Consider the following 12,367-nt stretch of genomic DNA (forward strand, 5'->3'; position numbering starts at 1 on the left):
GCTATTCCTGATGCATTCTCTGATAATAAATTGAAACGCAATTTTATTTATGAGATTTGTCATGGATACCGCTCTGCCCACGCCCGTCTTTGCCCGTCGAAATGTTGCCTATGCCTGCGCCACGCTCTGCTGTCTGCTTTGGGGAAGCTCATACCCGGCCATTAAAAGCGGCTACGAACTCTTCCAGATCGCGACCGATGATATTCCGTCCAAAGTCGTCTTTGCTGGATACCGTTTTCTGTTTGCCGGTGCGTTGCTGCTGCTCTTTGCCCTGGCCCAACGTAAACCGATTGGCAGGCTCACACCCACGCAGTTTGGTCAGCTCACGATCCTCGGGCTGACCCAGACCACCATCCAGTACACCTTCTTTTATATCGGCCTTGCTTACACCACCGGGGTGAACGGCTCGATCATGAATGCCACCGGGACCTTCTTCAGCGTGCTGCTGGCGCACTTTATCTACCACAACGACAAACTCAGCTATAACAAAACGCTGGGCTGTGTTCTGGGCTTTACCGGTGTGATGCTGGTGAACTTCCACGGCGGGTTAAGTGATTTCCAGTTTGTCTGGCAAGGTGACGGATTTGTGGTGCTGGCGGCCTTTATTCTCTCTGCGGCCACGCTTTACGGGAAACGCATTTCCCAGACCGTTGACCCGACGGTGATGACGGGATGGCAGCTGGCGATAGGCGGGGCGGCACTGGTTGCGGGAGGCTATGCCACGGGCGGGGCGCTGGAGGTGCACAGCATGAAGGCCGTCGCCGTGCTGGGGTATCTGACGCTGCTCTCATCCGTGGCGTTCGCCCTGTGGAGCGCGCTGCTGAAAGTGAACCGCGTGAGTATGATTGCCCCGTTCAACTTTGTCATACCTGTAGCAGGAACAGTGCTCTCCGCCATATTCCTCGGCGAAGACATTCTGGACATCAAATACGCGATTGCGCTGGTGCTGGTCTGCTCGGGGATCTGGTGGGTGAATAAACGTCGTGCCTGAGAACAAAAGTGCCGGGGGGCGGCTTCGCCTTACCCGGCCTGGGCTATTAACGTGCTCTGATAAAACTGCCGTCCGGCTGGCGGGTAAACAGTACCTGCTGCCCGTTTCCGGTATCGATCGTTAACCCGGTCACCACCCCACTGGCATTCTGGCGGATCTGCACCATCTGACCATTTTGCAGGTTGCTGAGCGGCTTGCCAGCCCCCTCGACTTGCGCCATGGCATACACATCCGTTGCCGGCAGATTGTGGTCGCGGAACAGCTGAGCAAGGGTTTTCCCTGGCTCTACGCGATACGAACGCCACTGCTGCTCAATGCCGGTGGGCTGTTGCGCCTGTGGCTCTGAAGGGGCGGCGGCCTGCTCCTGATCTTCCTGAACAGGTTCAGGTTCAACCGGCGCAACCTGGCCCGGATCGTTAGACGGTGTGACCAGTTGCGTCTGCATCGGCTGTGAATCAGGCTGCGGCTGGCTTTGCGACTGGATATCCAGCTCAGCATTGCGGCTTACCGGACCGGTATCAACGTTGTCACTGCCGGAAGGAAGCAGGAAACCGATGACCATCAGCATCGCGCCGATGATAATGCCTCTGCGGTGCAAAGGCGGCAGCGGGTCCATGATGCGAAAGTTATCCGGCGCATGCCAGATTTTCGCCAGGGTAGGTTTCAGTTCAAATCGCCCGGGCATGGCTCTCCTCCTGCTCCGCGTCTTTTTATCCTGTCCTGAGAAGTGTAGTTTGCTAACTGCCTGATGGGCGTAACAAAGCCAGCTTTCGTGACATATATTAGGGAAAATCCTGACGGCTACTATTGTTTCCGTTTCGTCGCAGTTTGTCACCTTTACTTAAGACAAAGTTTTACCCATAAGGGCATGGCTGATATGCTGCCCGCTACTTTAAATGTGATGGAAGGAAAACCCATGACCACCCCGACTTTTGACACTATCGAAGCGCAGGCAAGCTACGGCATCGGCTTGCAGGTAGGACAGCAGCTGAGCGAATCCGGCCTGGAAGGTCTGTTACCGGAAGCGCTGGTGGCGGGTATCGCTGACGCGCTGGAAGGCAAGCAGCCCGCTGTGCCGGTTGACGTTGTGCACCGTGCGCTGCGTGAAATCCACGAACGTGCTGACACCGTACGTCGCGCGCGTTTCGAAGAGATGGCGGCAGAAGGCGTGAAATATCTGGAAGAGAACCGTGAGCGTGAAGGCGTGAACAGCACCGAGTCCGGCTTGCAGTTCCGCGTAATCAATCAGGGTGATGGCGCAATCCCGGCGCGTACCGACCACGTTCGCGTACACTACACCGGTAAGCTGATCGACGGCACCGTGTTCGACAGCTCCGTCGCGCGTGGCGAACCGGCTGAATTCCCGGTCAACGGCGTGATTGCAGGCTGGATCGAAGCCCTGACCCTGATGCCAGTAGGTTCAAAATGGGAACTGACTATCCCGCACAACCTGGCATACGGCGAGCGTGGCGCTGGCGCGTCCATTCCGCCATTCAGCACCCTGGTGTTTGAAGTCGAGCTGCTGGAAATCCTGTAATCGGTTTTTCTTATTTTCCTCTCTCCGATCGGGGAGAGGAAAATAGCGATAAAACCTGGAGTTACGACGGAATCAACATTTTGTATTGCAAACGAAACTGTTACGTGTATTTTTGTGAGCTGTTTCGCGCTGTATGAGTGATATGACACTCACTTTCAACATATTATTAACATAATATTCAAATCATAGTATTCATCCCGCCGATTCTTACCTACTATCGATAAGCCCTTACAAAGGGAACGTCATTTTTTTGGCGTATTTAAAGGCCAGAAGAGCCTTAACAACACAGACAGGCATAAACAGGAAAATATCACATGGTAGATCAGGTCAAAGTCGCCGCCGCAGAAGAGGCGACGTCTGAACAGTCGCTACGGCGAAATCTCACGAACCGTCACATTCAGCTTATTGCCATTGGCGGCGCCATCGGCACAGGGCTATTTATGGGCTCGGGCAAAACCATCAGTCTAGCAGGCCCGTCGATCATCTTCGTTTATATGATCATCGGTTTTATGCTCTTTTTCGTGATGCGTGCAATGGGTGAATTGCTGCTCTCGAACCTCGAATACAAATCCTTCAGCGACTTCGCTTCAGACCTGCTCGGCCCGTGGGCGGGCTATTTTACCGGCTGGACCTACTGGTTCTGCTGGGTGGTTACCGGCATGGCGGATGTTGTCGCTATTACGGCCTACGCCCAATTCTGGTTCCCCGGCCTGTCGGACTGGGTGGCCTCGCTGGCGGTGATTGTCCTGCTGCTGAGCCTCAACCTCGCGACCGTTAAAATGTTCGGTGAGATGGAGTTCTGGTTCGCGATGATCAAAATCGTCGCCATCATCGCGCTGATTGTCGTCGGGCTGGTAATGGTGCTGACGCACTTCCAGTCGCCAACTGGCGTTCAGGCCTCGTTTGCCCATCTGTGGAATGATGGCGGCTGGTTCCCGAAAGGCATCAGCGGCTTCTTCGCCGGTTTCCAGATTGCGGTGTTCGCGTTTGTCGGGATTGAGCTGGTGGGAACCACGGCGGCGGAAACTAAAGATCCGGAGAAATCCCTGCCGCGCGCGATCAACTCCATTCCGCTGCGTATCATCATGTTCTACGTGTTCGCGCTGATCATCATTATGTCCGTGACGCCATGGAGCTCAGTAGTGCCAACCAAGAGCCCGTTCGTCGAGCTGTTCGTGCTGGTGGGGCTGCCCGCTGCCGCGAGCCTGATTAACTTCGTGGTGCTGACCTCAGCGGCCTCTTCCGCGAACAGCGGCGTCTTCTCCACCAGCCGTATGCTGTTTGGTCTGGCGCAGGAGGGGGTTGCCCCGAGCGCGTTCGCCAAACTCTCAAAACGCGCGGTACCGGCGAAAGGGCTGACCTTCTCCTGCATCTGTCTGCTGGGCGGTGTGGTGATGCTCTACGTTAACCCGAGCGTAATCGGCGCGTTCACCATGATCACCACGGTGTCGGCGATCCTGTTTATGTTCGTCTGGACCATCATCCTCTGCTCATACCTGGTGTACCGCAAACAGCGTCCACATCTGCATGAGAAGTCGATCTACAAGATGCCACTGGGCAAGCTGATGTGCTGGGTGTGCATGGCGTTCTTCGTCTTCGTGCTGGTGCTACTGACGCTGGAAGAAGATACCCGTCAGGCGCTGATCGTCACGCCGCTGTGGTTTATCGCGCTGGGGCTGGGCTGGCTGTTTATCGGTAAGAAACGGATGGCAGGCATGCGTTAAGCATGTTGCCGGGTGGCGCTGACGCTTACCCGGCCTACGTTCGAGGACGTTGTAGGCCCGGTAAGCGCTAGCGCCACCGGGCTTTTTTATTTACCCGATAATGCACGCGGGAACAGAACGTTATTCTCAAGACTGATGTGTTCCATCAGATCGTCGATCATCTCGTTGATGCCGTTGTACATCGCTTTCCAGGTGGTGCACGCCTCTGGCGGCGGTGTGACATTGTGGGTGGTGTGTTTGATCACTTCCAGCAGTTCTCCGGCGTCATCATGTTCGCTTTCCATCACGCTGATGGGCCCCATTGCCTGGCTGCCCATGCCCTGTTTGATCATCGGGAAGAGGATCTGCTCCTCTTTCATCATGTGGCTGGATAGTTCTTCGTGCAGCATGGTCAGGTATTTTGCCAGGCCGCGCGGTACGGAAGGTTTATCGGCGTGAACGCGCTCAACTTTGGTGGCCTGTAAAATCAGCTCCGGCAGCTGTTCGCGGTGACGGTCGTGGTAACGCACAATGATATGGTCGATGATTTCAGCCAGCGGCGCGGTGCGCCAGTCTTTGTCGACAGGCTGTTCTGCCAGCTTAGCCAGCTCCGCTTCGATAGCTTCTACATCCAGCTCTTTACGCGACGCTGCGCGCGCCAGCGTTTGCTTACCGCCGCAGCAGTAATCCATATCGTATTTACGGAACAGCGCTGAAGCGCGAGGGATGGAGAGCGCCAGCTCGCCTAAGGGTTGGTCGCGGAAGGCCATAGCAGTTACCTCATCATCAGGAATATAAGATGCATTTTAAATGCATCTTTATGTGGATACTATAACCCTTTAGAGGCAAGGGTAAAAATGAGAAGGGGATCACAAAAAAAGCGTGCTTTTAACTTGCTGATTGAATGCAGAAAAGGGCTTTCGAAAGTTTTTAAAGGTGGAGAAACAGTAAACAACCTGCCGCGCGTGCCGATAGATACAGGTCAGACAATACCTGTATATAAAAAAGGCAACGCATGTTTAAACGTATAAAAGTCATTACTCTTTTGATTTCGGTGCTGCTTGTGCTCGGCATCATGCAACTGATCTCCGCTGGCATTTTCATTAATGCGCTCAATAACGACAAAGAGAACTTCACCGTTTCTCAGCTTTCCAGCCAGAACGTCGCGGAGTTTACCGACGCCTGGATCAGCCTGAATCAGGCGCGTGTCACCCTTAACCGCGGCATGCTGCGTCTGCAAAGCAGCATGGCGTCGCAGATTAACGGCGGGCAGCTGAACGAGCTGGTCAATACCGCGAAAAACCTGCTGGCTGATGCCCAGACACATTACGATAAATATTACGCGCTGCCGGAAACGCCGGGTATGGACGAGCACCTGGCCGACAGGCTGGAAGAGCACTACCGCATCTACTCCGCCACGCTGACGCAAATGAACGTTCTGCTGGGGCAGGGCAATCTGGAAGATATGTTCAAACAAAATGCCGAACAGAAGCAGACCGCGATGCAAAAGGTCTATCGCGAATGGCGCGAGGCGCAGGCCGCGCTCACCGACAAAGGCATCAAAGACAATGAAAGCGACTACAAACGCATTCTGTGGATCCTCTCTGCGGTGATGCTGCTGGTGATCGCGGTGATTATTTCCAGCTGGATTGCGATGCGCCGCGTGCTGCTGCTGCCGCTGGAAGAGGTGATCAGCCATATCCGCGCCATTGCGGCAGGGGATTTAACCCAGCCGATTCAGGCTGAGGGTAAAAATGAAATGGCGATCCTGGCGCGCAATGTCCAAGAGATGCAGACTGCGCTGGCCAACACGGTGGGCGTGGTGCGTGAAGGCGCAGATACCATTTACACCGGCGCGGGTGAAATCTCGGCGGGCAGCAACGATCTCTCGTCTCGCACAGAGCAGCAGGCCGCTTCTCTGGAAGAGACGGCAGCCAGCATGGAACAGTTAACCGCCACCGTGAAGCAAAACGCCGATAACGCGCGTCAGGCGTCGCGTCTGGCGCTGGACGCCTCCTCCACCGCGAAGAAGGGCGGAAATGTGGTAGAAGGCGTGGTGCGCACCATGGACGAAATCGCCACCAGTTCCAGCAAAATTGCGCAAATTACCAACGTAATCGATGGCATTGCCTTCCAGACCAATATTCTGGCGCTGAACGCGGCGGTAGAAGCGGCGCGTGCGGGCGAGCAGGGGCGTGGCTTCGCGGTTGTCGCGGGTGAGGTGCGTACCCTTGCCCAGCGCAGCGCTCAGGCGGCGAAAGAGATCAAAGCCCTGATCGATGATTCCGGCGAGCGCGTTAACGCGGGCTCTCAGCTGGTAAATGAAGCGGGCGCGACGATGGCAGAGATCGTCAATGCAGTTACGCGCGTGACTGACATCATGGGTGAGATTGCGTCGGCCTCCGACGAACAGAGCCGCGGTATCGACCAGGTGGGCCAGGCGGTGGCGGAGATGGATCGCGTTACCCAGCAGAACGCCTCGCTGGTGGAGGAGTCTGCGGCGGCGGCGGCGGCGCTGGAAGATCAGGCCGCGCGCCTGAACGACGCGGTGGCGGTGTTTAAGATCACCCGTAACCAGGCGGTGAAAGCCGCGCCGGTAAAGACCTATGTACCTAAAGCGCAGCCCGTAGCGGCGTCTGAAGCGAACTGGGAAACGTTCTGATACTGTGCCGGGTGGCGCTGACGCTTACCCGGCCTACGGTTTTGTAGGCCCTGCAAGCGAAGCGCCGCTGGTCGAAAAGCTCACCCCTCCGACGCCGGAACGACCATCGGTTTTTCCGGCTTCGCTCTCACCGCAATCACCACCCCAACGACCAGCAGCGCGATCCCGCAGGCCGTTAGCAGCGGCGGCACGCTCTGGCGAATCAGGAAGGTATAGAGCAGCCCGGCCAGCGTTTCAAAGACAATCAGTGGCCCCAGTATCACCGTCGGCAGCTTCTGGCTGGCAATGTTCCAGCACAGCGCGCCAACCCACGAACAGAGCACGGCAATGGCGACCATTAACCCGACGAATACCCACGGGCGCGGTCCGAAGGGCAGGGCGAAATCCGGATGCTGGCTACCCAGCCAGATACATGCACCCACATAGCCCAGCAACGAGACAGGAAGCGTGACCAGCGCCTGCGCCGTCGCCCACATCATCGGATGCTTATCCGGGTTTTCCCGCAGCCAGCGTGCGTTGCGCAGGGCATACCAGGCCCAGCAGACAACCGAAATAACCGCCAGAAAGATCCCAGAACCGTAACGCCACAAGCTGAAGTTTTCGAGGCCGTGGCGTAGCTCGGCAATATTCACGCACACCAGCCCCACGGCGATGCATACCAGCGCAGGCACCATCTTTGACCACGCCAGTTTCCCGTCTCGCTGGCTATAAAGCAGGTTTGCGAAAACCGGAATGACCACCGGCAGCGTGCCGATAATCATGGTCGACACCGGCGCACCGGTACGCTGAATGGCGCTGGCCAGGCAGACGTAGTAGATAAGATTACCCATCATGGTCAGCCACAGCGCGGTGAGCCAGTCCTGGCGACTCAGCTGGCGCAGACGCGCACGCCCCAGCCATGCCAGCGGCACGGCAATAAGCCCCAGCGCCAGATAGCGTCCGGTCGACTGCAATATTGCCGGGTACTCAGGCACAATCAGCGGGCCGACGAAAATCAGCCCCCACATCAACCCTGCAAGCAGGGCATACAACACGCCGCTAATCATCTTTTCGTCCACAGTAATACATGTTGTAGCCAGTGTAGGAGGCACAGATGCACGCGTATTGTATGAGGTTGCGCATTAGCGCGGCGAAACCTGCTTCTGGTAACGCACGGGCGTAATGCCGTAGCGGCGGGTAAAGGCGCGGGTCAGGTGAGACTGATCGGTCAGCCCCGTTGCGGCGGCCACCTCGGCGGCAGGCATGCCGTGGGTGAGGAATGCTTTGGCGCGCCACAGCCGGATGGCCATCAGCATCTGGTGTGGGGTGACGTGAAAATGGGCCTTAAACTGGCGCTGGAAATGGTACGGACTGAGCGACACAACGTTCGCCAGTTCGTCCAGCGTAAGGGCGCGCATATAGTTGTCGTGCAGATAGTCGCGAACGCGCTCGAAGCGGTGCGCGCCCTCCCGGGCTACCGGCGCGTGACGGGCCAGCGGCTGGAACGTCTCAATCAGATCCAGCAGCAACCCTTTTTGTGCCAGCGCATCGTTCGTATGCCAAAGGCCGTAAATCAGCTGGCCAATTTGCTGCGAGCGCAGCGGGTCGTGGCGGGTCACGTCGCTAAACCACCAGTGGCGAAGGCCGGTGACTTCTTCCAGCAGGTCGGGTTCGATATAGACCATCCGGTAGCGCCAGCCGCCTTCGGTGGCGGATTCGCCCGTGTGGATCTCGTCCGGGTTCATGGTCACGACCGATTTTTCAGCGGCTAAGTGTTGGGTTCCGCGGTAACGGAAGCGTTCGGCGCCGGTTTCAATGGTGCCGATACCGAAGGCTTCATGCGTGTGAGGCTCAAAGGCGTAGTCAGCAATATGCGCGTGATATAGCTCCAGACCCGGCAACTGCGCCAGATGGCGAAAGCGCGCGCTGTCTCTCTCATCAGTAAACTGTTCCGGTACGCCTTGCACGGTGAGCCTCCTTGTGGGTCATCGCTTCATTATCCGAGATGACCCGAAGGGATGCCACAAAAAATAACCAATTCTTAACAATTACAGAATGGCTTTGATGCTCTCCGCCAGCGGCGTGGTCGGACGGCCAATCAGTTTGCTCAGGGTACGGCTGTCGTCAAACAGGCCGCCTTTGGACGCGCCGGTATCGGAATCCGCCAGCATCTCCGCCAGCCCGGCAGGCAGACCAACGCCTTTCAGTGCGGCGGCATAATCGGCTTCGCTGAGGTTCTGATACGTTACCGGCTTACCGCTCTGCTTGCTCAGCTCCGCAGCCAGTTCGCTCAGCGTCCAGGCATTGTCACCTGCCAGTTCATACACCTTGCCGGCGTGACCCTCTTCAGAAATCACTTTTGCCGCAGCCGCCGCGTAATCCGCACGGGTCGCAGAGGCAATTTTGCCTTCGCCTGCGGCACCTATAAATACGCCGTGTTCCAGCGCTGGCGGCGCGCTTGCCAGGTAGTTTTCGGTGTACCAGCCGTTGCGCAGCAGGGCGTAAGGCACGCCTGAAGCCGCCAGTGCATTTTCGGTTTCGACGTGCTCAACGTGCAGACCCAGCGGGGATCTGTCCGCATGCAGCAGGCTGGTATAGGCGATGAATTTCACCCCGGCGGCTTTGGCGGCGTTTATCACGTTCTGGTGCTGTACGGCGCGCTGGCCCACTTCGCTGGAGGAGATAAGCAGCAGCTTATCCACGCCGTTCAGGGCGGTGGTGAACGCGGCCTGGTCGGTATAGTCCGCCTGACGTACCACAATTCCCCGCTGGCTTAAGGCGTCGGCTTTTGCCGGGTTACGCACAATAGCCACGATCTGGATGGCCGGAACGGTTTTCAGCAGTTCTTCAATAACGTGTTGGCCAAGCTGGCCGGTTGCGCCGGTAATCGCGATCATGATGAATCTCCTTCGTGTTTGTCTGGTGTTGTGGCACACTATCACCATAACTAACTTTTAGTAAGTACGCACAAAAAGGTAAGTATGAAAACACCGATACCGACGCTCAGCGAGCAAATGCGCGATGGCAATCTCTTTGCAGAACAGTGCCCGTCACGGGAAGTGCTCAAACATGTTACCAGCCGCTGGGGCGTGCTGATCCTGGTGGCGTTACGTCAGGGGACGCATCGTTTTAGCGATCTGCGCCGCAAGCTGGGCGGTGTGAGCGAGAAGATGCTGGCCCAGTCGCTTCAGGCGCTGGAGCAGGACGGGTTTGTCGATCGCGTTTCTTATCCGGTTGTGCCGCCGCACGTGGAATATAGCCTGACGCCGATGGGGCTGGAGGTGAGCGAGAAGGTGGCCGCGCTGGCTGACTGGATTGAGGTGAATACGCCGAAGGTGATGGCGAATCGGGACGATCGTGCGGCATGAAATGCCGGGTGGCGGCTTCGCCTTACCCGGCCTACCCGCAATCCTCGATCCCGTAGGCCGGGTAAGCGCAAGCGCCACCCGGCACAATCATCGCTACCTGCTCAAATCCACCTGATAAATCGCGAACCCAATATCATCCGTCGCGACCTGTTTCATCGGATACTGCGCCTTATCCTTGATAAACGCGGCTGCTTTATCGGACGGTGATGTCTCAAAGCGAATATCCAGCGTCGTGTCGCTGTTGATCGGCGCCAGACGCCAGTTGTTATCCACCGCCGGATGAATTTCACCCGCTTTTTTCGACTCCGCGCTAATCCACGCCGCCAGCACCGAACGGTTCTCATCCGGCGAGGCAAAGGCGATGTGGCTGTCACCCGTACCGGCAAACTTACCGCCATAGGCGCGGTAGTTGTTGGTCACCACCAGGAAAGTGGCATTCGGATCAATCGCTTTGCCGTTGAAGGTCAGGTGTTTAATGCGTTCTGCCTGCGGATTAATGGCCTGACATTCGCCGTCATATTTCGCGGGCTGGGTTACATCAATCTGATATTCCACGCCGTCGATCACGTCGAAGTTGTAGGTGCGGAAACCGTCCCAGTTTATCAGCGACTGCGGTTTGCTGCTGTGCGGATCGATCTGGTTGAACTGTCCGGCAGAGCACTCCAGCCACTCCTTCACCTCTTTCCCGGTGGCTTTCACCACCACGAGGGTGTTGGGATAGAGGTAAAGATCGGCGGCATTACGGAAGGTCAGCTGGCCTTTTTCCACCTCAACGTAGCTGGCCGGATCGTTCTTACGCCCGCCCACTTTGAATGGCGCCGCGGCAGACAGAACCGGCAGATTGGCCAGATCCGGATCGCCCTGAATATAGTGCTCGGCATAGGCTTTCTGCGCCATGTTGACTACCTGCACGGTCGGGTCATCCTGTACCAGCGCGAGGAAGCTGTACATGTTATCAGCCGATTTACCGATCGGCTTGCTGACAAATTCACGCGTTGCGTCGTGGTCATGCTTCAGGACGTCGACCAGCTTTTTATCTTCTTCGGCCAAGGATTTTTTTGCAGCGGCATCATAAATCGGACGCGCTTCCGCTTTCGACTGCGTGACTTTCCAGCTCCCGCTGTCGTTATTCAGCACCAGATCTACCACGCCAAGGTGGTCGCCCCACATGCCCGGCATCACCGATGGCACACCGTTGAGCGTCCCTTTTTCGATGTCCGCGCCTTTGATACTGGCGAAATCTTTGCCCGGGAAGACGGCGTGGGCGTGACCAAACAGGATCGCATCGACGCCCGGTACCTGGCTGAGGTAATACACGGAGTTCTCAGCCATCGCCTGATACGGGTCGGCCGAGAGGCCAGAGTGGGCCACAACGACCACCACATCTGCGCCTTTCGCCCGCATCTCCGGCACGTATTTGCGCGCCGTTTCGGTAATGTCGTTGACGGTTACTTTCCCGTCGAGGTTGGCTTTATCCCACGTCATGATCTGCGGCGGCACAAAGCCGATATAGCCGATTTTCAGTGTCTGTTTTCTACCGTCCTGGTCGACAACCTCGGTCTCTTTAATCAGGTAAGGGGTAAAGAGGGGCTTTTTCGTCTTAACGTCGATGATATTGGCATTAACGTACGGGAATTTTGCCCCTGCCAGCGCATCGTGCAGGTATTTCAGGCCGTAGTTAAATTCGTGGTTGCCCAGGTTGCCGACGGCATAGTCCAGCGTATTCATTGCCTTATAAACAGGATGGATCTCGCCTTTCTTCAGCCCCTTCGCCGCCATGTAGTCGCTGAGCGGGCTGCCCTGAATTAAGTCCCCGTTATCGACCAGCACGCTGTTTTTCACTTCACCGCGGGCGGCGTTGATCAAACTTGCCGTACGTACCAGTCCGAATTTTTCGACAGGCGTATCTTTGTAGTAATCGAAGTCCATCATGTTGCCGTGCAGATCGGTGGTTTCCAGAATGCGGAGATCCACCGTCGCTGCCTGAACGCTTGCCGCAATCAGCGTTGCCAGGAGCGTTGCGCTAAACTTAATCATCTGAGGAGTCCTTTTTTCGATCCAAGCCACAAAAGAGTATGTATGTAGTATTTGTTGCTTACAGAAGTGTGAATGCTGCCAGAAAAAAGA

General features: G+C 56.7%; 11 protein-coding genes. 5 read left to right on the top strand and 6 right to left on the bottom strand.

Annotation, left to right across the window (positions count from 1 at the left end; translation table 11 throughout):
- Positions 1-61: 61 nt before the first annotated feature.
- A complete protein-coding gene (locus tag ACOTX2_RS16550; RefSeq protein ID WP_023299146.1) occupies positions 62-991 on the top strand; it encodes a DMT family transporter in 930 nt (309 codons plus the stop codon).
- 46 nt (positions 992-1,037) lie between these two features.
- Here the strand turns inward: ACOTX2_RS16550 and ACOTX2_RS16555 are convergent, their stop codons facing one another.
- A complete protein-coding gene (locus tag ACOTX2_RS16555; protein ID WP_022646838.1) occupies positions 1,038-1,676 on the bottom strand; it encodes an OapA family protein in 639 nt (212 codons plus the stop codon).
- 231 nt (positions 1,677-1,907) lie between these two features.
- Here ACOTX2_RS16555 and fklB point away from each other — a divergent pair, with 231 nt between their 5' ends.
- Entirely contained in the window at positions 1,908-2,528 is a 621-nt protein-coding gene (fklB, locus tag ACOTX2_RS16560) for an FKBP-type peptidyl-prolyl cis-trans isomerase (RefSeq protein ID WP_022646839.1), read from the top strand.
- 314 nt (positions 2,529-2,842) lie between these two features.
- A complete protein-coding gene (gene cycA, locus ACOTX2_RS16565) occupies positions 2,843-4,252 on the top strand; it encodes a D-serine/D-alanine/glycine transporter (RefSeq protein ID WP_022646840.1) in 1,410 nt (469 codons plus the stop codon).
- Between the two features lie 86 nt (positions 4,253-4,338).
- On the opposite strand, the gene ytfE is transcribed toward cycA, so the two are convergent.
- Entirely contained in the window at positions 4,339-5,001 is a 663-nt protein-coding gene (ytfE, locus tag ACOTX2_RS16570; protein WP_023299148.1) for an iron-sulfur cluster repair protein YtfE, read from the bottom strand.
- Positions 5,002-5,246: 245 nt separating this feature from the next.
- Between ytfE and ACOTX2_RS16575 the strand changes: the two genes are divergently transcribed.
- Positions 5,247-6,893 (top strand): methyl-accepting chemotaxis protein, encoded by a 1,647-nt coding sequence (locus ACOTX2_RS16575; protein ID WP_022646842.1) that lies wholly within the window; start codon positions 5,247-5,249, stop codon positions 6,891-6,893.
- A gap of 80 nt (positions 6,894-6,973) precedes the next feature.
- On the opposite strand, the gene ACOTX2_RS16580 is transcribed toward ACOTX2_RS16575, so the two are convergent.
- The 3 genes from ACOTX2_RS16580 to ACOTX2_RS16590 all read right to left on the bottom strand — a co-directional run bounded on the left by ACOTX2_RS16580 (position 6,974) and on the right by ACOTX2_RS16590 (position 9,769).
- Positions 6,974-7,939 (bottom strand): DMT family transporter, encoded by a 966-nt coding sequence (locus tag ACOTX2_RS16580; protein WP_063148059.1) that lies wholly within the window; start codon positions 7,937-7,939, stop codon positions 6,974-6,976.
- Between the two features lie 75 nt (positions 7,940-8,014).
- Entirely contained in the window at positions 8,015-8,839 is an 825-nt protein-coding gene (locus ACOTX2_RS16585; protein WP_032621407.1) for an AraC family transcriptional regulator, read from the bottom strand.
- An 81-nt stretch (positions 8,840-8,920) separates the two neighbouring features.
- Positions 8,921-9,769 (bottom strand): SDR family oxidoreductase, encoded by an 849-nt coding sequence (locus ACOTX2_RS16590; RefSeq protein ID WP_063148060.1) that lies wholly within the window; start codon positions 9,767-9,769, stop codon positions 8,921-8,923.
- An 84-nt stretch (positions 9,770-9,853) separates the two neighbouring features.
- On the opposite strand from ACOTX2_RS16590, the gene ACOTX2_RS16595 reads away from it, so the two are divergent.
- Positions 9,854-10,240 carry a winged helix-turn-helix transcriptional regulator gene (locus ACOTX2_RS16595; protein WP_022646846.1) on the top strand — a complete coding sequence of 129 codons (387 nt, stop codon included), beginning with the start codon at positions 9,854-9,856 and terminating at the stop codon, positions 10,238-10,240.
- A gap of 93 nt (positions 10,241-10,333) precedes the next feature.
- Here the strand turns inward: ACOTX2_RS16595 and ACOTX2_RS16600 are convergent, their stop codons facing one another.
- A complete protein-coding gene (locus tag ACOTX2_RS16600; RefSeq protein ID WP_063948706.1) occupies positions 10,334-12,277 on the bottom strand; it encodes a bifunctional 2',3'-cyclic-nucleotide 2'-phosphodiesterase/3'-nucleotidase in 1,944 nt (647 codons plus the stop codon).
- Positions 12,278-12,367 lie beyond the last annotated feature (90 nt).

The sequence above is a fragment of the Enterobacter cloacae complex sp. IR5412 genome, assembly GCF_049237385.1.
GTDB lineage: Bacteria > Pseudomonadota > Gammaproteobacteria > Enterobacterales > Enterobacteriaceae > Enterobacter > Enterobacter intestinihominis.

Bases quoted from the DNA above. Each gene is read 5' to 3' on its own strand.
- ACOTX2_RS16550 (WP_023299146.1), top strand. From the start codon at position 62: ATGGATACCGCTCTGCCCACGCCCGTCTTTGCCCGTCGAAATGTTGCC.
- ACOTX2_RS16555 (WP_022646838.1), bottom strand. From the start codon at position 1,676: ATGCCCGGGCGATTTGAACTGAAACCTACCCTGGCGAAAATCTGGCAT.
- fklB (WP_022646839.1), top strand. From the start codon at position 1,908: ATGACCACCCCGACTTTTGACACTATCGAAGCGCAGGCAAGCTACGGC.
- cycA (WP_022646840.1), top strand. From the start codon at position 2,843: ATGGTAGATCAGGTCAAAGTCGCCGCCGCAGAAGAGGCGACGTCTGAA.
- ytfE (WP_023299148.1), bottom strand. From the start codon at position 5,001: ATGGCCTTCCGCGACCAACCCTTAGGCGAGCTGGCGCTCTCCATCCCT.
- ACOTX2_RS16575 (WP_022646842.1), top strand. From the start codon at position 5,247: ATGTTTAAACGTATAAAAGTCATTACTCTTTTGATTTCGGTGCTGCTT.
- ACOTX2_RS16580 (WP_063148059.1), bottom strand. From the start codon at position 7,939: ATGATTAGCGGCGTGTTGTATGCCCTGCTTGCAGGGTTGATGTGGGGG.
- ACOTX2_RS16590 (WP_063148060.1), bottom strand. From the start codon at position 9,769: ATGATCGCGATTACCGGCGCAACCGGCCAGCTTGGCCAACACGTTATT.
- ACOTX2_RS16595 (WP_022646846.1), top strand. From the start codon at position 9,854: ATGAAAACACCGATACCGACGCTCAGCGAGCAAATGCGCGATGGCAAT.
- ACOTX2_RS16600 (WP_063948706.1), bottom strand. From the start codon at position 12,277: ATGATTAAGTTTAGCGCAACGCTCCTGGCAACGCTGATTGCGGCAAGC.